Source organism: Psychrobacter sp. T6-6, assembly GCF_052258185.1.
Taxonomy (GTDB): Bacteria; Pseudomonadota; Gammaproteobacteria; order Pseudomonadales; family Moraxellaceae; genus Psychrobacter.
Genome location: NZ_JBQQEX010000001.1, coordinates 269,306 through 293,590 on the forward strand (window position 1 = coordinate 269,306; position 24,285 = coordinate 293,590).

Sequence of the window (24,285 nt, forward strand, 5' to 3'; positions counted from 1 at the left end):
GTAAAATATAAAAATGGTCCTGTGTTTTGATCACACAGCACCATTTTTTTATCGCCCACACCGTTATCTGGTGACTGTTTAGATTACTATTTGAATGGCTACTTCAATAGCTACCTTAGTAGCTACTTCAACAAACACCTACTCCTATCTAATTTTTATCTATAAGACCTCACCACAATGTGGACAAAAATTCTTTTGACGGTTCTCTACTTCTTTTTCGCGGCGCTCCAACTCTTGTTCACGCAGCACTTGTAATACGATATTTTGTGCCTGCTCTTTGTCCAGTCCTAGCTCGCGGCGAATCTTATCAATCATCATCTGATTTTGTACCAAATCAAAGTCACTATCGATCAGCTGCTCTCGGAAATGCTGCTCCAGCTCTTCACGCCGCTGCGCAAGCTCATTTGCAAGACCCGTCGCCAGAATACCTGCAGGCAGGGCCGCAAGACCCACACCCAATATGGTAATGATTGCCCCCAATATCTTGCCAGCATTGGTGATTGGGGTTACATCGCCGTAGCCCACAGTAGTAAGCGTAACTACAGCCCACCACATCGCTTTGGGTATCGACTCAAACTCTTCTGGTTGGGCATGGTTTTCAACCAAATAAATACCGCTCGATGCCGTCACAATCATGATAATTAATATAAAGATAACAGCTTGAAACGAGCCTCGCTCTTTACTGATAACCACTAGTAGAATACGCATGGACGCAAAATAGCGAGTCAGCTTGAGGATACGGAACAGACGCAAAATCCGTAGGAAACGCAAATCAATCGTGACAAAGAAGTTTAGGAACGCTGGGACAATCGCTACCAAATCAATGAGTGCTGACGGGCTTCTGATCCAATCCCAACGCTGCTTCCACGTTGTATTGTCAGGCTTGGCTTCAGCGACGCTCCATAATCGCAACAAATACTCGATAGAAAATATCACAATAGAGAAGTTTTCAAACCACGTGAAATATTCCTGATACGGGTAATACCAGCTATCTACTGACTCCGCTATCACGGCTGCCACATTGGTCATAATCAAGAATATAAGAAAATAATCGAGATAACGACTAAATAACGTGTCGTGCGCTTCGTTTTGCAAAACATCATAAACAAAATGACGCAAGCGCCGTATAGATTGGAATAGCATGCCGTCCCTATGCGGTGAAACACCGGTATTATATTAGTAGAATAAAACAGTGATCATAGAATATGACTACCTATATGTTCAAAAAGACAGATGGTCAAAAAAATAGCTCATTTGATGGAGCGCCTGACTTGAAGCCACCCGTATTACTCATGGTTTTATCATACTTGACCATAAAGGGTTACGTAAATTTTGAATAATAGATATAGACAGATATGAGCAGCATCAGTGCGGTTGATAAAATAGAGAGTCTTAAAAACTGCTCATCAGCAATGAGCTGTTGGCTTATATCTTGAGCAGGCACCAAAAATAAATTGCATTCAGGGCAACAAGAGTCTACCTGATTCAATATCTTTGTAGAGCGTGCATTCTCACAGCGTAGAGGAGAATTACTACAATAACCGAGCATAATATATTACGCCTCTTGTCATATCATCAATATCAATTCCATAAGCCATTATCAATCGTTAATAATTTGACGCTCGTCAACTCTTCGATTCAGATAACCATTATTATCTCAGTTTTTAAACCAGTTATATCAGAGTATCACAATGCGGTTGTACCCTATCCCACAATAATTATTTTTTTAACAGTCAAAAGCTGTCAAATAATTCCTTCTATCGTTAGTGACTAAATAAAAGTGCTTAAATCTTAAATTAAAACCTTACAATAAATGTGGTTTTAAACTATAATGATTCCGTGATGTTACAGATTAATTATCTATTATAACATTATGTATCAGTGTACAATGCCATCCCTCATTTCACTGACCCTTTCACATTTTAGGAACCAACCAATGAAACTACAATCCCTAGTTTTGGTAGCTGCTGCATTTACGATGACCACTGCGTTCGCTGTCCCTGCTGGCACATGGTCTGTTGCCGCTGGTGCCCATATGGTCGACCCAAAAAGCGACAACGGTACATTAGTCGACGGTACGCTAGCAGTAAAAGTGGATGATGATATCCGTCCAACTATCAGCGGCGAATACTTTATCGCTAATAATGTTGGTGTCGAATTACTTGCAGCCATCCCATTTCATCATGACTTTGACCTGAACAACGCTGATGGCAATGAAGTTTTGACAGGTAGTACCCAACATCTACCACCTACGCTTTCTGTACAGTATCACTTCGATAATGACAGTATGCCAATGAATATCAAGCCTTTTATCGGTGTTGGTGTGAACTACACGACATTCTTTAAAGAAAGAATCTCTAGTGGTGGTGATTTAGATCTTGATGATAGCGTTGGCGTAGCTGGTCACGTAGGTCTTGATATTCCTTTTGCCCCTACTGAGGCATTCCGAATCGATGCACGCTACATGGACATCAAAACCGACGCCACTTTAGACGGTAGTGATATCGGTGAAATTGATATCAGCCCTTGGGTATATGGCGTTGCCTTTGTCAAACAGTTCTAAGCCAGTCAAGTATCATGACTCAAAAGAGCCAGCTTATTAGCTGGCTCTTTTATGTTTGCTCATTACTGATTTTTACTCGCTACTCAGTATGACTACTGCCTACCTCTAACCTCGCCGTTAACTAGCTATTTTTAGAATAGTGGTTTCTAGAAACGAAAAGCGAGCCATAAAAAAGACCATCCGTAGACAGTCTTTTTTTGTTTATCAGTAAGTGTTAGATCAAGATACGACGTGGATCTGCAAGCAAGGTCGCAACATAGCGGGTAAACACTGCGGCATCGGCACCATTGATAACACGGTGATCATAAGATAATGATAATGGCAGCATCAGGCGCGGCTCGAAAGTCTGCTTAGCATCATTCCAGACAGGCTGCATAGTGGCTTCTGAAGCTCCTAAGATACCTACTTGTGGCCAGTTGACCAGTGGTGTAAATGCTGTACCCCCTAGGATACCTTGGCTTGAGATGGTAAAGCTTGCACCTTGTAGATCTTTGGTACTGAGCTTCTTATCGCGAGCCTTGACAGCAAGCTCACCAATCTCAATTGCGATTTGCTTGATACCTTTATCTTGCGCATCCTTAATAACAGGTACAATCAGACCATCATCAGTTGCTACTGCGATACCCATATTGACACTCTTACGCAAAATGATTTGCGTGTTGTCATCGCTTAAATGACTATTAAAGCGTGGATGCTGCGTGAGCGCGTATGCGGTCGCTTTAACGATAAAGGCCAAGATAGTCAGCCCAACCCCTTCAGCTTTCATACCGCCTTTTAACTCACCACGTAGTTTTTCAGTCTCGGTAATATCAGACAAATCAAACTGTGTCACTTGTGGTAGCAAAGTATTGTAGTTCAGCTGCGGTATTGATACTTTTTGCAGACGGCTGAGGTCTTGGGTTTCTGTCTCACCCCAAACCTCTGTATTGCTCATATCAGGCAGTTTCGGTAGACCTGAACTTACGGCGCTGCTGCTCGCAGGCGCTGCTTTTTGCTTGGTTAGGCTATCTTTGACATGAGCAAACAGATCTTCTTTTAGGATACGATCATTTAATGCTGAGCCAGACACTTGCGTGATGTCAACACCTAACTGACGCGCAAGCTTACGCACGGCAGGACCTGCATACACATCGACCAATTTTTCATTAACCTGTGCTTCAGTGAGTTTACCCTCTGGTTTGCTAGCAGCTGTATCAGTATTGGTCGGTTTGGCAGCTTGTTTTGGTTCACCAGTGGTCTTAGGAGCTGTTTTATCTTCTGTTTTGGCGGGTGCTGACTCTTGTGGTTTAGAAGCTTCAGGCTCACTATTACTCGCATTATCTGTACCGCTTTCCATAATAACGATAAAGTCCTGACCGTTGGCAACCATATCACCTGCTTCGACCAAGATTTTTTCGATCTTACCAGCAACAGGTGCTGGCACTTCAACTGAAGCTTTATCAGATTCGATCAATAAAATCGACTGTTCAGCGCTGACAGTATCACCGACGCTCACCATAATCTCAGAAACCTGTGCTTCATCAACACCTAGGTCAGGCAACGCATGAGTCGTTGCTTGACCAGTAGCAGCGGGCTTAGCAGGAGACTCTGATTGCTTTGATTCAGTAGTATCAGGCTCAGATTTTTCTTCTGTTTCAGCAGATGTGTCCTTTGCAGTGTTCTCATCTTGTTTATCATCAGCAGTGCTATCGCTATCATTGCTATCATCTGCACTCTCAAGCTCAATGAGCACCATACCTTCACTGACTTGATCACCAATAGCAATGCTAATTTTAGTGACTTTACCAGCAGCAGAGCTTGGCACTTCGACTGATGCTTTGTCAGACTCTAATAACACGATGTTGTCATCTTTTGCGATGACATCACCGACTTCTACCATAATCTCGCTGACTTCGGCGCTATCCACACCTAAATCGGGGGCTTTAATGTCCATGATTTATTTCCTCGTCTTATGGTTATTATTCTTTGACATCGCTATCATCGAGTACATTTGCATCTGCTTGGTCTTCAGCGCGTCCCTCATCACTGATTTCATCATCATCTTCTTCAACAAACTCAGGAACAGGTTTTGGATTGACATTACCTGGTGCTGGTGCGTCTGGAGACTGATCATAATACGACTGCTGTTGCCATGCAGGTGGGTGATCCACATCGATACCTAAGCTTGAAATCGCGTCTTTGACCAAACGCATCTCAACTTCACCTTCATCCGCTAAGCGCTTCAGCGTTGCCACAACAATGTGTGCGGCATCAACGTTAAAGAAACTGCGTAGGTTTTCGCGCGTGTCAGAGCGGCCATAACCATCCGTACCCAAAGTCGTATAAGGACGGTTGTCTGGTAACCAAGCACGAATCTGCTCTGAGTAGTTACGCATATAATCTGTCGCAGCAACCACGATACCTTCGTGCGGTGCTAACTGCTCAGTAACCCAAGGTACTTTTTCTTCGTCCATCGGATGCAAGCGGTTGTAGTCGTCGCAATCCATACCATCACGAGTCAGCTCATTAAAGCTGGTAACGCTCCAGACGTTAGATGTGATATTGAACTCATCTTTTAGTATCTGTGATGCTTTTTGTACTTCGCGTAAGATCACACCAGACCCTAACAGCTGTACTTGTGCTGAGCCATTGTCTTCTAATAAGTACATACCGCGCTTGATACCTTCTTCGCTTCCTTCTGGCATTTCAGGTTGTTCGTAGTTTTCATTCATCAGCGTCAAGTAATAATAGACGCGCTCGCCTTCACCATACATACGGCGCAGGCCATCATGCATCACTACCGCCAGCTCATAACCGAAACAAGGGTCATAGGTGACGCAGTTCGGTACGGTATTGAATAGTATCTGTGAATGACCATCCTGATGCTGCAAGCCTTCGCCGTTAAGCGTTGTACGACCAGCTGTTGCACCTAGTAAGAAACCCTGTGCCTGACAATCGCCTGCGGCCCAAGCCAAATCACCCACACGCTGGAAACCAAACATTGAGTAATAGATATACATCGGAATCATTGGCAGAGCGTTCACAGAGTAGCTGGTTGCCAAGGCAATCCACGTACTCATTGCGCCCGCTTCGTTGATACCTTCTTCTAGCATGTGACCATCGATGGCTTCTTTATAACCCATCAACGCCTCACTATCTTCTGGCGTATACTTCTGACCGACCGCTGAATAGATACCCAATTGACGGAACATGCCCTCTAGACCAAATGTGCGTGCTTCATCAGGTACGATTGGTACAACGCGATCTTGGATGTCTTTGTTTTTGAGCATCGCAGATAGCAAACGTACAAAGACCATCGTGGTAGATTGCTCTTTGCCATTGCTACCTTTTAATACGCGATCAAACATCGATAGCTCAGGAATATTAAGCGGGATGTGACCACTACGGCGGTTGGGCAGATGACCCCCTAACGACTCGCGGCGCCCTTTGAGATATTTCATCTCCGCCGAACCTTCTTCAGGGCGATAGAATGGTAAGGTCTCTAGTTGCTCATCAGTAAATGGTAAATCAAAACGATCACGGAAATACATCAAGGCTTCTTGATCTAGCTTTTTGATCTGATGTGACTTGTTAACGGCTTGCGTTTGAGTAGATAAGCCGTAACCTTTGACAGTTTTGACCAAAATAACAGTGGGCTGACCTTTTGTCTTCATTGCTTCACTAAAAGCAGCATAGACTTTCACTGGATCGTGGCCACCGCGGTTCAGACGTGCAATCTCTTCGTCTGTCAGCGCATCTGCCATCTCTTCTAACTCTGGGTATTTACCAAAAAACTCTTTTCGGGTAAATTCAGGCGTACGTGCTTCATATAATTGGTACTCACCATCGACCACTTCTTCCATACGATGTTTAAGCACGCCGGTATGATCTTTACTAAGTAGTGAATCCCAGTTACCACCCCAGATAACTTTGATGACGCGCCAGCCTGCACCGCGGAACACAGACTCTAGCTCTTGAATGATCTTGCCATTACCACGTACAGGACCATCAAGGCGCTGTAAGTTACAATTGACTACCCATATCAAGTTATCCAACTTTTCACGACCAGCAAGAGAGATTGCACCTAAGCTTTCTGGCTCATCTGTTTCACCATCACCCAAGAACGTCCAGATTTTACGACCTTCTTTTTCTAGTAATTCGCGGTTTTCCATATAGCGATGTACATGGGCATGGTAAATCGACATGATGGGACCAAGTCCCATTGATACCGTTGGGAACTGCCAATAATCAGGCATCAGGTATGGATGTGGATAGCTTGATAGACCTTTACCACCCACTTCACGGCGGAAGTTATCAAGCTGATCTTCGGTCAAACGACCTTCTAAATAAGAGCGAGCATAGATACCTGGTGCTGAATGACCTTGGTAATAAATCATATCGCCACCGAAATGATCGCTGGCTGCTCGGAAGAAATGGTTAAAACCAGTCTCATAAAGCGTTGCACTAGAGGCAAATGTCGCTAAGTGACCACCCAAGTCATCATCGTTTTTGTTGGCACGCATAACCATGGCAAGTGCGTTATAACGAATCAAAGCACGTATCTTACGCTCCATGCCTAGATCGCCTGGATACATTGGCTCATCTTCTGCAGCGATACTATTGACGTAAGCGGTATCTAGTCTATTAAAAGGCAGGCCTTCTTGAACTGCCATGTTGTACAACGCCTTTAGTAGAAACTGGGCACGGTCCTTATCTGCGTGTTTGACCACAGATTCAAAGGCTGCCAGCCACTCTTGGGTTTCGGTGCTATCAGCATCCTTATAATAATTCATTGGTGTTAATCCTTTTATATCAGTCGTACCTGCCTATATGGCAGGGCTTTGTTAAATACTGGTGAGTGATGGGATATCGACTTACTGATGGCTTCCTTGCTATCTTCAATCATTCCATTGTTTTGTGCGGTGGTATAGAACATGATGGTAAAAAACACTACTACGTTGAGCTGACTTGTACATCAAATAGATGCCATGACAAAACAGCTCATACTGTTATCCCTGTATATCCTGTCATAGATGATTTTGACAGTCCATTATAGGCGTTTGCGAGGGAATTGTTTATGGCTGTAAAGAAATGGATAAATAACAAGTATTTTTTAAATAAATAACGATTAGTTTTTTTAAAAATGATTACTGATGACTCACTGAGAGAGAGATAATTTTGTTGAATGTGCAAAAACAAGTATAGCCTTTGCAGTAGGGGTTCAGCTCTCTAAATATATTATCTGGAAAAGCTTTCTGCTATTCATACCCTATAAATAGACTTTCGTCTCATTTTTGTATATTAATTGTCACTTAAATATTATTCTTATAACAAAATTATATATACATTCCATCCTTGCTCTCGGAGCTATTATGAATTCGTCTGTTGAACTATCAGCTCTTAAGTCGAGAGTAACGCGTTGGATAGCTTTGCCATCTTTGTTGATACTATTGCCCAACTATCTGGCTTTGGCGGCAATTACAACCTGTCCTGCCAACTTTGTGTCTGATGAGTTTGCAAGCACTGATTACAGCAACTTAGGATCGACAGCGTCACCACCTATTCTTGGTATAAACCAACTTTTAAACGGCCTCAGAAGTGAAAGTTACACTATTGCTTCTAACAGTTTAGTGACTACTGGCAGTTTAGATGCTGGCGGCTCAAATTTTTATAGACCTAAGACGCTAGCAGGCAACCTTCAATCGTTTGAATTTTTTCAGGACTTTACTAATAAGGGATCGTCTCGTGCGGTCTCATACACTTTTAAAAACAGTTTCACCAACGAATCTCAAGCCCTTACCAATGTCAGCTTAAGTATTTATGATATAGATGTGAACTATTTAGGTACAGGGACAGGAAACGGAGGAACAACAGCAGGTACTAGGTATTTCGAGTTTTCCGACCAAGTAACAATCACTGGTTTTACTAGTGCGGGTGCTAGTGTGACGCCAACTTTGACATATAGAGGCACCGGAATAACGACTACTGCACCCTATCGCCAAACAACTACTACTGGTAGCGTTTTATGTAGTACAGATTCTGTAGATGAGAGATGTAAAGTATCCGTTGCTTTTAATCAACCTATCGTTAGAGTAGATGTGTCTTATGGCAATAACCCTAACCTAGAATACTACGATAATACTACTGGCACTGTAGGTAACCCTGGTGATCAGCTGATCAACATTGTATTTGATGGTTACTGCTACCTACCACAGCCGCGCCTAACATATACTAAAGTTCTCTCTTCTTCTCGTAAAACAAATACCGATCAATTTACTGTTCAAATCAAGGACAATGCAGATAACTCGGTTGTTACCAACGGCATCAGCTCGGTCACTACGTCGGGTTCAGGCAATACAGTTACTACGGGTACAGGCACTACAGGAACCTTTAAGGTGAACCCCGCCAAGACCTATACACTGACAGAAGCCGTCTCAGGAACGACCAACCTAGTAGATTATACTGCGTTATATGCATGTAGAAGATCGGATGGTACAACCGTTACTACTTTAGATCCAAAAAATCTAAAGCTTACGTACGGAGATAATTGGGCATGTACAATCACAAATGACAGATCCAATTATGTCTTTTCAGGTATTGTATTTAACGATAACGGTCAAATCACATCTCCAGCCAAAGACGATGTATCTGCTAAATATCTGAATAACAGCCTTTATTTTAATGGTAGATATGACTCGCCAACTGAATCTGGTATCCCTTTTACCACCGGTCACACCATTACTTTGAATAAATGTGCCGGTGATAGTGGGACGTTTTCGCCTCAAACAGTGAATATAAATAGTGACGGTACCTACAGCTTCAATTTGACATCTGCACAAGTTGGCAGTTACACAAGACTTTGTGTCACTCAGAATGAACCTAGCAATTATGCATATTCTGTAGACACGACAAGCGATGTGCGACAAATAAACATTATTAATAGTCAGTACAACTATCCTAGCAATGATTTCGGTGATGTTATCCAAGAAAATGCTGCATTGGTATTAATCAAAAGTCAGTATGTTCATGACTGTAGTCTAAATAACCTTGCTACAATTGGTGTCAATTATGAAGGTAGTGCTAGCAGCGCGTATAGTACAAAACCAATATCTGGCATTGTGCCAGGACAATGTATCGCTTATAGAATTGAAGCTGTCAACCGGGGCAACGTTTCTCTGACAGATATTGTTATCAAGGATACGCTACAGAGTAAAAATGACTCTAATAATTCGTTGATTACTTCTACCTTAGTTAATCCAACACCTATTGGTGAAAATAGTGGCACTCCATCATTTGCAGCAAATTCGGTATCTATTGGTAACAACGGTACAGTGACCACCAATAATTTTTCTTTAGGTGCCACTACAGCCACTCGTCGTCAGGCCATTCGTTTTAATACTAAATATGGTACTACCAGTAGTAACTAAACACCTGTGTATCAAATTACTGAATACTCAATCAAGCCCTATCTTCCTAGATAGGGCTTTTACCGTTTGGTCATCTCGAAATACCATTTGTCGTCTTTATAATGAAAGTTTGTATTGGTTACGTGACAATAGCTTAAAGGGAGATGTGTGCTTTTTACAGACGAGCCTGATATCGAGTTATAGACAGCCTCACTGGAGCCCAAAGCATCAATATCCCAATGATAGCAACGGTATAAGAAAGGATTTTATATGAAACGTTTCAAGATTCTACGCAATGTTCTATTAGCAACGGTTGCTTCTACTTGCATGTTAGGCCTCGCGCATGCTGAAGATGCTCTAAAGATGGAACTGACTGCCAATCAAGTCATCAAAAATGCTGACGGTAAGACAGTCTATACGGCAGTACGTACCGCACCAGCAGGTACTGTCATCCAATACAAGGCAACTTATACCAATACCATTAATAAAGATATCAATGACTTAATGGTGACTCTACCTATTCCTGCCAACATGACCTTTACTGGTGATGCGATGCCTGCAAGCGCACAAGCTAGCACTGATGGCAAGAACTATGCTGATATGCCGCTAATGCGCAAAGTCGATGGCAAAATGGTTAAAGTGCCCTACTCTGAATACCGTACGCTACGCTGGAACATCAAATTACTACCCGCAAAAAAGGCAGCAGCTGTTGCCCTCAATACTGTCGTTAACAAATAACCCTTCATCCTTACTGATTTAATCTTTCGGAGATTTACTGCATGAAACCAAATTCTTTTAAATATTCAGTATTAGCCGTAGGTGTTGTGGCTGCAATGGGTATCTCTACTGCCGCTAATGCAGCTACTCCTAATACTACTGGTGGTATTAGTGCAGGAGCAGCACCGATTACCAACGTCGCAACCGCAAACTATAGCGTTGCTGGCATTGCTCAGCCAAACGTTACTTCTAACACAGTGACTGTGAGCGTTAGCGAAACAGCTAACTTTGCACTCGTATCGACTATTGATGATGGTAGCATCGGTGACGATATTGCTATCAATCAGACTGCTACGCCAGGTGGTACGACTACCTTTACTCATGCTTTAACCAATACGGGTAACGTAACGGATACTTATACCGTTAATACCACAGGTAATGACTCAGCACTAGTAACAGCTACGCCAGACTATGCTTTAGGTACTGCGCCTGTCACGTTTACGATTGTACAAGCAGATGGCACTGCTTTAACTCCTGCTCAAGTCACCGCTCTAAATGGTCAGGCACAGACAGGTACCCTAGCCAACGGTGGTACTATTAGACTACAACCAGGTACCAGAGCTAACTTAAGCTACGAAGCAGCTACACCAGCCGCTCGTAACGGTAATGACAAAGGTGTAGGCACATTAACAGCAACCAGTAGTTTCTTTACTGCTAATCTTCCAGCAAATGCGACATTGGTGAACGAAAACCAAACTATCGTGAGACTGCCTACCTTCAAAATAGCAAAAACAGCAACCAGTACTGTCGATTTGACAGTCGCTAATCCACAGATCGCTTATAGTATCGTAGTCACTAACGTGGATACTGACTATAGTACTGCTGCGACTGATATTGTCATCCGAGATGTCCTTCCTGCAGGTTTGAGTTTGCCTAATGGCACAGCCTCAGACGTGACCGTAACTGGTGCTGGCACTGCTACGATTTCTACTGTTGGTACTCGACAAGCTATTAATGTTGCTGTAGCGAACTTAGCCGTTGGCGCAAGTCGCACAATTACTTTCACAGTTAATGTCGATAGAGATCAGTATACAGCTGCTAATAGTTCAGTAACTAACAATGCAGAAGTCTACGATAAGTTCGTCGGTGCGGTTAGTCCGTTAATTGCTGCTCCTGTACTTGGTACTGACTATGACATTTTGGATAGTACAAATAACAATTTAGATATGACTAGAGTACCTGCTGCTGCGGATCAAGCTAACGGCGCTGGTATAGATACTGCTGGTGTGACTAACTTTACCAGACGAGCGGTTGTAGTGAGCAATCCAACAACTAGAGAAGTTCCCCCTGCCTCAGGTACTGCTAGTCAAGCGACTCATTCAACTCTCATTACTAACAGTGGTCAAGATGCTGAAGGTACTAATACTAACCCATTGACCTTTACTATTGCTGATGGTGGCAATAATGGGGCTGTTAGACCTGTTACTGGTCCTGTTAGTGTTACTTACACGCCGCCTGGTAATGGCGCCCCGGTTACTATATCGCTGCAACCTACCGTTGCTGGTGGTAATACGTACACCCTTGATAGCACTACACTACCAACCGCTCAATTTCCAAATGGTATTGCACCTGGTGGCACACTAGCAATCAACTACAATGTGTCGTCGGGCAATGTGGATGCTCCTGCAACTGTTGCTGATGCTGCAGCTGTTGGTAGCACTGAAACTTCTGTAGTAACGCTAACGCCTGCCGGTATTAATCCACCTGCTGTTACTTCAGTGACTGATACGACTAACGTTAGAGGCTTAACGTTGGTGAAGTCTCAATCACTAGATGCTGCTTGTGAAGCTACCGTTGCTACAAGTACCTTTGTTCAGACTACACTCAATGCGGCACCTGATCAATGTGTTATCTATCGTATTCAGGCAACTAACACTTCTTCAACAGCATTAGGTTTTAATCTTAACGCATTAACTATCTCGGATTTGTTGTCTAACTTTTCAGCTGGTGCGGATTTAGTAGCTGGTTCACCTGCTACTTCGGCGACTGCTTCATCTACTGCAGGCACGCCTAGTGCGACTAGTACTGCAGTTCTTGGTACTAACTTTACTATAGTTCCTCAGGGCGTTGGCACCTTGACTTTCAAAATCAAAATCAAAAACGATCGTTAATTTATATTTAATATTTCAAAGTCTATAAGCGTCACAAGACGTTTATAGACTAACGCTCCAGTTTGACCTGATCGTTTTTGGTTAGCCAAGCTGGAGGGTTACTACCCTACCCTTCTATGTTTTATTGGATAAGCGACATATGACTACATACTCAACGTCTAATCGTATTACGTTGCATACAGCGAAGATCTCTGCGCTGACAGCTGCAATGTTGCTTATGCAATCAAATGTGGCGCTTGCTGCGCCTAGCACGCTCGTACAGACTATCAACAACATTGCTAATGCGACTTATGATGTCGATTCTATTGAACAAAGCGGCATTTCAAACCAAGTTCAAGTCAAAACCTCTGCCCTACCTGAATATGGTATTAATTTAACTCAGCAACCTCTGCGTACTGTCGCACCCAACACATTAGTGAATTGGGTCAATGTTCTTAGTAATACTGGCTATAGTAGTCAGACTGTTGAGCTGACGCTTGATGTATCGCCAACTCTATCTAATTTGAAAGTTTATCAAGACCTAAATAACAACGGTATTGTCGACAGTGGCGATAGACAACTTATTCTTGATAACATGAGTGCTCAAATTAAGCTTGGTCAGAGTGAAAACATTCAGCTTATTGTACAAGCGCTATCAGATGTTGATGGTCAGGATGGGGATGCTGCTGATATTAAGATTGGTGCAGTTGTGTTAGCAGATTCGTCAGTAGCCAGCGTGAGTGCGACCGATAGCTTGGTCATTATCGAATCTGGTATCAAATTCACCACTCCTAAATTTGATGAAAGTAAAACTGTTTCACAAATTAATGATGATGTTTATGTCAGTGCCAGCTATGCGCAATGTAACGTACAAACTGATAAGCCTGATCAAGTATGGGTAACCATCAAGTCGCCGATAACTGGAGATAGCTATTCACTTAAAGCTATAGAAACTGGTAATAACACGGGTAAATATCAGCTATCAGCGGCCACTCAAAATAACGCCAACGCTATTAATGATAAGCTCATCCAGACGTTGAACAGTGACACATTGACTGTCAGCTTAGACGCCTGTATCGCCCCTTCGGTTGGCATTGGTGCTGATGAATTGCCGAACGCGTCTGACTTCACCGTGCGTATCAGTGATCTGAGCTCACAAATTAATATCGTCGATGACAACCCAGCTTTAGTTGTCACAAAGGAAAGTGACGTAAAAAGTGCTGAGCTCGGTGATTACGTCAGCTACACCATCAATATCACGAACAACGGTAGTGCTACTGCTTACGATGTGCAGCTAAAAGACGCATTACCACGCGGTTTTGATTATGTCGATAGCAGTGTGCGTGTGAGCCCAGCGACTGATATCAATCAGACACAAACTACTGAGTTTAAGTCTGACGGTAAATACCAGGTATTGAACTTAGGCAATATGGCAAATGGCGAAAGTAAAAAAATTACTTATCGTGTGCTTGTTGGTGCTGCATCACTAGGTGGTGATGGTATCAACCGCGCAATCGCAGTTGCTAACAACGAGCAAGGTCAAAGCTTAGTATCAAGAGAAGCGCAGTGGAAAATCGAAGTAGAACGCGGCGTCATGAATACTGACGGCATCATCATCGGTAAGGTCTATCACGACATCAACCGTGATGGTATTCAGCAAAAAGAAGATGGCGAGCTTGGTGTCGCTGGTGTCCGTATCTACATGGAGAACGGCAACTTTATTGTTACTGACCCTGAAGGTAAGTATAACTTTTATGGCGTCAGTGCCAAAACGCACGTACTAAAAGTAGACCGCACGACGATCCCTAGAGAAACAGAGCTAGTTACCCAAAGCAACCGTAATGCTGGTGATGCTGGCAGCCGTTTTGTTGACTTAAAATACGGCGAGTTACATCGTGCAGATTTTGCAATAGTCGCTGGTATGGCGGATAGCACTGAGCGTCTGAACGCTGAGCTAATCGCTCGTAGCAAATCAGTGAGCGCTAAAAACGATACGCTAGAGCAAGCGGTAAAAACAGCGCTAACACTAGAGCCAGACTACGATACCGACACGACTGATAATATCGATGCAAGTGGCTGTAATATCAATGGTGACTTAGACCTTGGTAACAACTGTGATTCTGCTATTGTCAACGATATGGTTGGGCAAGCGACCAATCGTGTCGATATGGCCGTGACAACGATTACACCTCCAGTAGAAAAAGAGCTCGAAGAATACTTAAAAGAAGTGGCTAACAACAATGTCGCCTTTATTAATCTAGGTGAAGGTCAACAGCTTAGCACTTACAAGCAGATGGTACAGGTGCAAGCCCCTCTTGGCTCAATATTTACTTTATACGCCAATGGCAAAGCGGTATCAGAGCAAAATATCGGTAAAACTGCTAAGCAAGAAAAGCAAAATGTGACGGCTTTTGACTATTATGCGGTTGACCTACAACGTGGAAGTAATATCCTGCGGGGTGTGGCCACTGATATCAACGGCAAAACCATCTCTGAGCAGACGATTAAAGTATTGACACCTGATAGCTTACAATCTATCGATTATCGCACTCAGACTCAGCTAGTAGCTGCAGACGGCATTAGCGAATACCAGATAGTCGTTAGTCTAAAAGATCGTGACAATCGCCCCTATATTGGTACTACTTCTCTTACACTTGATACTAATATCGGTCGTATCAATTTGGAAGACAGCAGCAAAGATCAAGCCGGCACCCAAGTTACTGTGTCAGGTGGTGAGCTACTCATACCAGTCATCGCCTCAAGCGTACCCGGTAAAGGCGAGCTCGTCATTGACACGGGTAGCAGTAAACAAGTCATTCCATTACAGTTCACTGCTCAATTGCGTCCGCTGATTGCCGTTGGTATCGTAGAAGGGGCTATTTCGCTCAAAGATTTCGACGGTGGCAGCATTACTGATGCTCAAGGTGCATTTGAACAAGAGCTCAATGATTTTGCGGGTAACGACGATTACACAGCCTCTGGTCGTGCAGCGATGTTCCTCAAAGGCAAAGTGCGCGGCGATTATTTGCTGACGCTTGCTTATGATAGTGATAAAAAAGGTGAGCGACTCTTCCGTGATATCGAGCCAGGCGAATACTACCCTGTGTATGGCGACTCATCAGCTAAAGGCTTTGATGCGCAGTCTACAAGCAAGCTCTATGTGCGCTTGGACAAAGGTCGCTCATTCGCTATGTATGGTGACCTAAAGACACAGATTGATAATGATGAAGGTATCAAGCTGGGTCAATACAACCGTACCCTAACTGGTCTAAAAGCTCAGTTTGAGGACAGCAATACTCGTGTCACGGCATTTTTGGCAGAGACCAGTACCAGCCAGCGTGTTAATGAGACGCGTGGCCTAGGCATTTCAGGTCCATATCCATTGGCTGAGAACTTCGATGCGGTATTAGAAAACTCTGAAACGATTGAAGTGATCACTCGTGATGCCAATAATCCTGGTCTTATCATCAGCCGTGAAACGCTGACACGTTTTGCTGATTATGAGATTGATCCGATTAGCCGCAGCTTATTTTTGAAATCACCGATTGCCAGTCAAGACATCGAAGGCAATCCTGTCTATATCCGTGTTACGGTAGAAGTAGATGAAGGTGGTGAGGACTATCTAGTTGGTGGTATCGCTGCTAAGCAACAGCTAACCAACAAAGTCTCTATTGGTGGTAGCTATATCAATAGTGACGATCCACTGAACAAAGAAGAGCTTGCAAGTCTCAACAGCGTGATCAAATTCAACGACAAGTTAAAGCTAGTCGCTGAATACGCCATGAATAAAGCTGAGAATCCAAATTTTCAAGCCAGCAATCAAATCAATACAACAGAACTCGATGATAGTGATGTCGAGGGCAATGCGCTTCGTCTTGAGATTGACTTTGATAATAAGAAAAACACCCGTGCCAAAGCGTACTACAATGATGCTGATGAAGGTTTTGTCACTGGTGCCTCACCGCTTACGGCGGGGCGTACCGAGTCTGGTGTAGAAGTCGTTCACACGATAAACAATAAAAAAACAGCATTAAAGCTAGAAGGTGTACGTACCGAAGACCATACTACCGAGGCGAGCGTCGAAGGTATACAAGCCAGTATAGAGCAGCGTTTGAGTGAAAATGTTGTCGGTGAGATTGGCGTACGCTACTATAAGCAAGATGCTACCGCTGCTTCACGCAATACCCAAGCGGCGACAGACGTGTTGGATATCACAGACGACACGCTATTTAATGATGACATCATCAATCAATCAGCTTTAAGTAGCGTTAGTAATGCTGATGAAGACATCGAAGGTACAACCGTTCGTGCTCGTATTACCTCTCGCCTGCCTAAATTGAATAATAGCTTGGTATTTGCAGAGTATGAGCAAGATATCGACAATAGCTCACGTAATGCCACTTCTATTGGCGGCGAGACCCCTCTTGGTAGCTTGGGACGACTGTACGCGCGTCACGATTTGATCAACAGCTTATCGGGTACTTATGGTCTTGATGATACTGATGAGCGTCAACGTACTGTTTTTGGTTTCGATGCCACTTATATGAAAGACGGTAAAGTGTATAGCGAATACCGTATGAGTGACGCTATTAGTGCACGCGAGGCCGAAGCCGCTATCGGTCTAAAAAACAAATGGTATGTCCAAGAAGGTCTAACTCTAAATACCTTGTTTGAGCGTGTTGAGTCGCTTGAAGGTGAAGAAGACAACACGGCAACCGCAGCAGGTATTGGTGTTGAGTATCTTGCCAAAGAAAACTACAAAGCATCGGGGCGTTTTGAAAAACGCTGGGGCGAAACAAGTGATACATTGCTGGGTAGTGCTGGTATTGCCTATCGCTATACTGATGAGATCACCCTACTTGCCAAAGATATCTACTCACGCACTGATTACACTGATGGCGACCGTACTATTAATCGCTTTCAGCTAGGCGCAGCTTATCGTGATTATGATAGCAACCAGTTAGATATGCTGGCAAAGCTTGAGTATCGCTTGGATGATAACAACACTGGTGATGACACTTACCGAAAAGACACGACCATCTGGTCATGGAATGGTAACTACCATCCGACGCGTCCACTAACCTTATCTGGACGTTATGCTGGTAAATACACAGAGTACAAAGCAGATGCATTGACCAGTGACAATACGGCACATGCTGTCTATGGTCGCGGGCTTTATGACCTCAGTGAGCGCTGGGATATCGGCTTACAAGCAGGCACTTACTGGAACGATCAAGCAAACGACTTGGCTTATATGCTTGGTGCAGAGGTTGGCTATAGTCCAATGACCAATCTGTGGTTATCACTTGGCTACAACTTTATGGGCTTTGAAGACGAAGACATCGCCTATGATGACAGTACTCAAGAAGGGGCTTATTTCAGACTGCGCTTCAAATTCGATGAAGATCTATTCAAACGTGAAGATCCACGAAAAAACCAGCGTTTGATGAGCAGCTCTACTACCGTTAGCGATAATACGTTGTAAATTGACAACGCGATCTAATGGCATTGCTTCAGTACCGTCTTATGACAATGCCACTATAACTGCATTACAACCTACCAAGCTATGAGTAGCACTAGCCCTGATAATGGTAAATAACATCCCTTATTACCTTCATACAAGGTTTGCATTATGTTTAAAGCTGTCATGAAAACCATACCTGATAAGCAAACGATATCTACTGCCTTATCGGCAATACTGCTACTGACGGTAGCCTCACCTGCTTTAGCTAACAGTGACATCGTTAATACTTCAGCTCAAATCACTAATACGACCAATATTACTAACTGTCGTGATGACTTGCAGAGCCATGTGCAGAAACAAGCGCATTCTTATAAGTATCAAAGCCAACAACAGCGTGTATTGAACTGTATGGTAGCGCAATTAGAGCCGTATCAACAAAAAGACAAGACAGCTCATGAGCAGTATCTCGCTTATAAAGCACAAGCATGGCTTACTTATGCTATCAATAAAGACAGTATGAATAGCCGCTCATCTGCAGGCTCAGTTGCAGTAGAAATGGCAGAGACTATTTTGCAAGCACTAAAAAATAATAGTGCACAAGACATGAGTATATATCAGGATATTCCTACTACCTCTGCGCTAATGCGACCTGACCTGTGGGCAACGCTGAGTGCACTCAAAGATGGTAATGGTATAGCGTCAGCACCTCGTGAGATGGCATTTGGTGAAGTGGCTCTAATATGGGCCGCCACCAACCAATGCGAACGAGGCTGGCGAGAGTCCGGTATACATTTTCGTATGGCAGATCGATGGCTTGAGCAAGCACGTGAAGCTTATATCAACGCTCATGACTCACAGACTAATGTAGCGTTAGAAACATCAATAATCAGCTACTATCAGCAATATGCCCCTTTAGATGCTGTCGATGATGTCTGCCGTGGACAAGACTTAACGCCAAATAGTTGAGAGACAGCTTATTTTTGACAAATACCATTAATCATCACTGCTATGACCGTATAACGCCTCAATGGACGACAACTATGTATTTAGAATATTGTAGTAAATACAAAACATAAAAAAGCCGACAGAGATGTCGGCTTTTTATATGTGGTATGGAAAATTAAACGCTTTTGCGTCGTAGCTTTTCTGGTAGATAGCAGCGCAGATACGCAATAAATGCCGTATTTGCTTCTTGAATATAGTCCTCAGTAATGCTCTGATGACGACGATAAGACAAGGTAAAGATAGCGTTGACGATACTATAAGCAATCAACAGGGTGTTTTGGATATCATCAAAGTTTGGCATCTCATAACGCTCTGACAAGCGCTTATATACCAAGTCAACGATTTGATGGTCCATATCTTCACCAAAGCTGTCGCCTTCAAAGTCAGGCGTATTGGTATCGTAAATTAGCTTGGCTTTGGTCTCATCACTATGGAAGATCATCACGCACTGATCAATAAGTGCAGTCAGATATCCTTGCCATCTATCGTAATTACCGATATCAACTGTTTCTACCATCTCCAGTATTTCGATTGCGTTCAAGAAACGCAAGGCTAAAAATATTGCTTCAATATTAGGAAAGAAGTGATAAGCAGAGGCTCTTGGTATGCCTGCTTCTTCACATACGGCAGCCAAGGTAATATCATTAATTGCTTGTGTTTCACTCAATTTTTTGGCACCAGCCAAAAGTTTTTGGCGGCGTACACGGCCTTGTTGGCTGGTAAATTTAAACTTGTTCGGTACAAGTTTTTTTGCCAATTCTGAGTCTACCAACACATCTTCAATTTTGTCGTCTTTGTTATCACTCATTATAAATCTCTTTATGTTACGCCCTATTGTATAGATATAATCTTCATCAGACAGTATTCATCCAAAACTAACGGATTACTGGTTATTGGCTAAAATATAGCGCCAATATTATCGTTACCACACTCGATGAGGAGGCATCATAAACGCTTGTACACTATCAAGCAAGGGACATGAATGGGTTAGAAGTTCATGTATCGATTAATACTCTACTAGAGTTAACTGTTTAATTTTAAAAAGTTAATCATTAAGTTTGATTTTCGCTCTTATAATACCATGATCAGTGACTCTGTCTGCATAATCCCATTTAAGGTGATCATTGAAATAATCAACGCGTTCAACCTGACCAAGCGAAAACTTACTATCAGGTAAAAACTCCTCTGAGACAAACAGCTGATCGATTACTTCTGGCATGCCTTGGTGTATATGGGTGTAAGCGACATCTTTCATCCAGCCATAACGAGCCTGAATACGAGCGGCATCAAAAAGTGCGACGTCGCGCATACTTTTATCGTAATTGACCTCACCAGTTTCGGTCATCAACTGAGTGGTGACACTACCTGTCACATCATTCATATCACCCAGCAGTATCAATGGCTCACGCGTATGATGCAAACGCTCCATAATCGCCATTCGAATCGATGCGGCTTCTGCAGCACGCATGCACAAACTGCGCAGCTTGGCACGAATACGAATATTGGGATCATCCATGTCTTCTAGTAGATTGCCGTTCTTATCACGTAAGAAAAAAGCACGTTTACTTTTTAAATGCGCAGTAATAATCGTTATCGGTTGACCATATGCATCGACACGCAATACGAGCGGTGGACGATTAAAGCGCTCATAAGGTCCTATATCTGGAATATCAATCACAGCCTTTGGTGCAATATCTTCTAATAGACTGGTTTCTAACTGCTCAAATCGACTGATAATACCAACAGCTGGTGTGCCTTGTGCCCCCATACCTTGAGTATGCGGACTGGCACTGTCATTACTTGCCAGCGGAATAACAGCATGCTCTGGTTTGAATCCTAACGAAACAGATAGCGCCTCTAGTGCCTCACTGTCCCATACTTCCTGCACGGCAATGATATCAGCATTCGCTCTGGATAATAAGTCTGTAAGACCATGCAGCTTATGCTCATAGGATTGCTTATCATAAGCCGGTGCATTGTCGTAATAAATCCGATCAGGGTTGGCGAAATTCAATAAGTTGGCTGTGGCAACATAAAACTGCTTATTATTATCAGCGTAATTACTCATATATTCCCTATTGTTTTCATCATTATAATACATAATATTCATTTATGTGTATAAACAGCAAATTTTATGCCTAAAAAAACCTCCAAGGTCAACCTTGGAAGTTTTAAAATAGCATAAATTTGATAGTTAAATCTATTAGTAGAACTAATCATACAATTAGTCTGTTTGTAGCAATGAATCAATAATATATTAGTTTATTCATTTACTAAATCGTTTAGCGAATCCATGTTACATCATGATATGACTTAAAGAACCCCAACTGAATCATTGACTACGTGGCTTCTACTATGGCATGTGTATTACGAAACACGGTGCCATGCATCACGTGATGCTAAACGTGCCTCATCCCATGCTAGGCGAGACTCACCTTTCACTTCGTGCCATGAACGCTCCAAGTCTGCTTCGTGATCTTCAAAGCGAGCATCTGCTGGATAACGAGCACGGTTTGCATATCCTACTGCATAGGCTGGATGCAAATCACGATCGAAGTCATGTCCTTCTTTATAATAGTCAGCGTTTGCGTATTCTGCACGCCAGTAGGCTTCTTCATGCGTTGGGTTTATCGCTTCGCCCGCTGCATGACCTGCACCGCCACCAACAACTGCACCGATAGCACCACCGATTAACGTACCTAATGGACCTGCCATCGAGCCGATCGCTGCACCTGCTGCTGCACCGCCTACACCGCCAATACCAGTACCTACTGGATGTGAACCTGGTTCACCTGTTATCATGTCGGCGTTCAGGTCGTCTTTTGTCTCATCAGACATGTGCTTTACTTCGCTACGGTCGATAGCGTCATGGTCACGGTTGTAGTCGCCTGTTACATTTGTGCGTGTAGTGCCATCTGCATTAATTTTTGTTTTATTTAGTTCGTCATGGTTATTCATAATAAATATATCCTTAATTAGTTATTGATTTCCGTTTTTTTTAGGTCTTGTCAAAATCCTTGTTTGACTGCCATTTGAAGTATAGGAACAATCAATACCCTACGATATACAGGTTATGTAAGCTATGTCGATATCGTTATAGGCTTGCGTTACAGCCTGTATCTTTATCACGTTTATGTACGGTTGACCTATACTTTGAGTAATTGTAAAAATGCGTTGATATTAAGTTCGCTAAGTAAAACAGGTTTATAGCTGCCTTAACGACCTCTCGATAGCACGTTGCCATTTATCAAGATGCTGTTCGCGGGCATCAGTAGACATGCTTGGCTCAAAGATACGATCTACCTGCCATGATGCTTTCATTGTTGACTCATCGTATAACCCAGTTTTTAGACCCGCGAGTAGCGCCGCGCCCTTTGCTGTAATTTCTGTGTCTCTTGGGCGTAGTACAGGAACATCTAACAGATCCGCCTGAAACTGCATCAGCAAATCATTGTTTGCCGCGCCGCCATCCACTCTCAGCTCAGTCAACGGATGAGGACTGTCTTTTTGCATAGCGATAAGTACATCATACGTCTGATAGGCTACCGCCTCTAATGCTGCACGGGCAATATGCGCTTTGGTCGTACCGCGGCTCATACCTGTGATACTGGCACTGATATCAGAACGCCAGTAAGGTGCCCCAAGTCCAGTAAACGCCGGTAGCAGCACCACATCTTCACTACTATCCACTTGGCGCGCTAGGTCCTCAACATCACTACTTTGTTGAATCATACCTAAGTTGTCACGCAACCACTGGACGATAGCACCAGCCATAAAGACACTACCTTCTAACGCATAAGTGACTTCCTTTTTGGGCGGCTGTAGCATACGTTTGCCTGACTGTACAATTTGATCAAACGATAAATTGTCTGGACGGGTTGGCGATGTTTTTCGTTGCCACGCGATAGTTGTCAGTAGCTTATGTTCGCTCAACTTTGGTTGCTGACCGATATTCATCAGCATAAAACACCCTGTACCATAGGTGTTCTTTGCCATACCTGCATCAAGACAGCCTTGCCCAAAAAGCGCCGCTTGCTGATCACCAAGTACTGCTTGAATGGGTATTTGTTTGGCAAACAAGCCTTTTTTAGTTTTGCCAAAATCACCGTCTGAGGGCAGCACTTTGGGTAATATGTTCATAGGAATGGCAAAGCGATCACAAAGTGTCTCTGACCACGCCAGTTTATGGATGTCAAATAACAAAGTGCGAGAGGCGTTAGTCACATCGATAACGTGCTCTCCACCTGTTAGCTTGTATATCAGCCAACTGTCGATAGTACCGACAGCTATCTCACCTTTACTGGCTCGCACACTAAGCTTTGGATTGCTTTCGAGCAACCACGCAATCTTGCTGGCACTAAAATAAGGGTCTAACCGCAGGCCTGTAATACGCTGTACCTCATGCGCCATATTATTTTGATTATTTTCAGACGTGTTCGTATGAGAGCTGTTTTTATAGCCGCTATCATCCATACTATTGGTAGCGCTTTCAGCAGCAAGCGTCTTACAGTAGTTTGCCGTCCGTCTGTCCTGCCAGATGATAGCAGGTGCCAATGGTTTACCCGTTTGTTTGTCCCACATCACGATAGATTCGCGCTGATTGGTAATGGCAATGCTGGTGACGTCCGTTGCAAGCAAACCTGCCCGATTGATAACATCGTGCGCACAGCTGATCTGGGTTTGCCAAATCTGCTGTGCATCTTGCTCTACAAATCCAGCACTTGGCGTTTGGAGGGTCGTTGGTTGTTGTACCATTTTTATAGGGCGTGCATGATCGTCATAGAGGATCGCTCGACTCGATGTTGTTCCCTGATCCAGCGCCAAAATATATCCTGCCATTACGCACATCCTCTACTAAGGTTATTTATTTTATTTGACAAAAATTCGTAATAAGTGACTACTTACTCTTCATTGATTAACGTTCATCGCTTGCTGTTTTTTTATGAATGACTGATTAATTATTTTAATAGTAAAACTAAAAACAAAGTTTATTTGAAGACA

13 protein-coding genes are annotated in these 24,285 nt (G+C 43.2%); 6 read left to right on the plus strand and 7 right to left on the minus strand.

Going from position 1 to position 24,285, the window contains the following annotated elements; genetic code table 11:
- Positions 1-159: 159 nt before the first annotated feature.
- Entirely contained in the window at positions 160-1,143 is a 984-nt protein-coding gene (locus ACTXGL_RS01050; RefSeq protein WP_443524254.1) for an ion transporter, read from the minus strand.
- 793 nt (positions 1,144-1,936) lie between these two features.
- Between ACTXGL_RS01050 and ACTXGL_RS01055 the strand changes: the two genes are divergently transcribed.
- Positions 1,937-2,563, plus strand: a complete 627-nt coding sequence (locus ACTXGL_RS01055; protein WP_443524255.1) for an OmpW/AlkL family protein — start codon at positions 1,937-1,939, stop codon at positions 2,561-2,563.
- A gap of 214 nt (positions 2,564-2,777) precedes the next feature.
- Here ACTXGL_RS01055 and ACTXGL_RS01060 read toward each other — a convergent pair whose 3' ends face one another.
- Positions 2,778-4,496, minus strand: coding sequence for a 2-oxo acid dehydrogenase subunit E2 (locus ACTXGL_RS01060; RefSeq protein WP_443524257.1), 1,719 nt, complete (start codon positions 4,494-4,496; stop codon positions 2,778-2,780).
- 25 nt (positions 4,497-4,521) lie between these two features.
- Entirely contained in the window at positions 4,522-7,335 is a 2,814-nt protein-coding gene (aceE, locus tag ACTXGL_RS01065; protein WP_443524259.1) for a pyruvate dehydrogenase (acetyl-transferring), homodimeric type, read from the minus strand.
- 579 nt (positions 7,336-7,914) lie between these two features.
- On the opposite strand from aceE, the gene ACTXGL_RS01070 reads away from it, so the two are divergent.
- From ACTXGL_RS01070 to ACTXGL_RS01090, 5 genes are all read left to right on the plus strand, one after another.
- A complete protein-coding gene (locus ACTXGL_RS01070) occupies positions 7,915-9,969 on the plus strand; it encodes a hypothetical protein (protein WP_443524260.1) in 2,055 nt (684 codons plus the stop codon).
- 249 nt (positions 9,970-10,218) lie between these two features.
- Positions 10,219-10,686 (plus strand): hypothetical protein, encoded by a 468-nt coding sequence (locus tag ACTXGL_RS01075; RefSeq protein ID WP_420230407.1) that lies wholly within the window; start codon positions 10,219-10,221, stop codon positions 10,684-10,686.
- Positions 10,687-10,727: 41 nt separating this feature from the next.
- Positions 10,728-12,836: a beta strand repeat-containing protein gene (locus ACTXGL_RS01080; protein ID WP_443524262.1), complete on the plus strand. Its 2,109-nt coding sequence runs from the start codon at positions 10,728-10,730 to the stop codon at positions 12,834-12,836.
- A 139-nt stretch (positions 12,837-12,975) separates the two neighbouring features.
- Positions 12,976-18,300, plus strand: a complete 5,325-nt coding sequence (locus ACTXGL_RS01085) for an SdrD B-like domain-containing protein (RefSeq protein WP_443524264.1) — start codon at positions 12,976-12,978, stop codon at positions 18,298-18,300.
- 147 nt (positions 18,301-18,447) lie between these two features.
- On the plus strand, positions 18,448-19,245 hold the full coding sequence (locus tag ACTXGL_RS01090; protein ID WP_443524265.1) for a hypothetical protein: 798 nt from the start codon (positions 18,448-18,450) through the stop codon (positions 19,243-19,245).
- Positions 19,246-19,399: 154 nt separating this feature from the next.
- On the opposite strand, the gene ACTXGL_RS01095 is transcribed toward ACTXGL_RS01090, so the two are convergent.
- From ACTXGL_RS01095 to glpK, 4 genes are all read right to left on the minus strand, one after another.
- On the minus strand, positions 19,400-20,092 hold the full coding sequence (locus ACTXGL_RS01095) for a TetR/AcrR family transcriptional regulator (protein ID WP_319050221.1): 693 nt from the start codon (positions 20,090-20,092) through the stop codon (positions 19,400-19,402).
- A gap of 237 nt (positions 20,093-20,329) precedes the next feature.
- Entirely contained in the window at positions 20,330-21,352 is a 1,023-nt protein-coding gene (locus ACTXGL_RS01100) for an endonuclease/exonuclease/phosphatase family protein (RefSeq protein ID WP_443524267.1), read from the minus strand.
- Between the two features lie 299 nt (positions 21,353-21,651).
- Positions 21,652-22,122: a hypothetical protein gene (locus tag ACTXGL_RS01105; protein WP_319050431.1), complete on the minus strand. Its 471-nt coding sequence runs from the start codon at positions 22,120-22,122 to the stop codon at positions 21,652-21,654.
- Positions 22,123-22,488: 366 nt separating this feature from the next.
- A complete protein-coding gene (gene glpK / locus ACTXGL_RS01110) occupies positions 22,489-24,123 on the minus strand; it encodes a glycerol kinase GlpK (protein ID WP_443524269.1) in 1,635 nt (544 codons plus the stop codon).
- Positions 24,124-24,285 lie beyond the last annotated feature (162 nt).

Excerpts from the sequence above, each read along its gene's own strand:
- ACTXGL_RS01090 (WP_443524265.1), top strand. The coding sequence starts at position 18,448 with ATGTTTAAAGCTGTCATGAAAACCATACCTGATAAGCAAACGATATCT.
- ACTXGL_RS01100 (WP_443524267.1), bottom strand. The coding sequence starts at position 21,352 with ATGAGTAATTACGCTGATAATAATAAGCAGTTTTATGTTGCCACAGCC.
- ACTXGL_RS01085 (WP_443524264.1), top strand. The coding sequence starts at position 12,976 with ATGACTACATACTCAACGTCTAATCGTATTACGTTGCATACAGCGAAG.
- ACTXGL_RS01070 (WP_443524260.1), top strand. The coding sequence starts at position 7,915 with ATGAATTCGTCTGTTGAACTATCAGCTCTTAAGTCGAGAGTAACGCGT.
- aceE (WP_443524259.1), bottom strand. The coding sequence starts at position 7,335 with ATGAATTATTATAAGGATGCTGATAGCACCGAAACCCAAGAGTGGCTG.
- ACTXGL_RS01105 (WP_319050431.1), bottom strand. The coding sequence starts at position 22,122 with ATGTCTGATGAGACAAAAGACGACCTGAACGCCGACATGATAACAGGT.
- ACTXGL_RS01050 (WP_443524254.1), bottom strand. The coding sequence starts at position 1,143 with ATGCTATTCCAATCTATACGGCGCTTGCGTCATTTTGTTTATGATGTT.
- ACTXGL_RS01055 (WP_443524255.1), top strand. The coding sequence starts at position 1,937 with ATGAAACTACAATCCCTAGTTTTGGTAGCTGCTGCATTTACGATGACC.
- ACTXGL_RS01080 (WP_443524262.1), top strand. The coding sequence starts at position 10,728 with ATGAAACCAAATTCTTTTAAATATTCAGTATTAGCCGTAGGTGTTGTG.
- ACTXGL_RS01075 (WP_420230407.1), top strand. The coding sequence starts at position 10,219 with ATGAAACGTTTCAAGATTCTACGCAATGTTCTATTAGCAACGGTTGCT.
- glpK (WP_443524269.1), bottom strand. The coding sequence starts at position 24,123 with ATGGCAGGATATATTTTGGCGCTGGATCAGGGAACAACATCGAGTCGA.
- ACTXGL_RS01095 (WP_319050221.1), bottom strand. The coding sequence starts at position 20,092 with ATGAGTGATAACAAAGACGACAAAATTGAAGATGTGTTGGTAGACTCA.
- ACTXGL_RS01060 (WP_443524257.1), bottom strand. The coding sequence starts at position 4,496 with ATGGACATTAAAGCCCCCGATTTAGGTGTGGATAGCGCCGAAGTCAGC.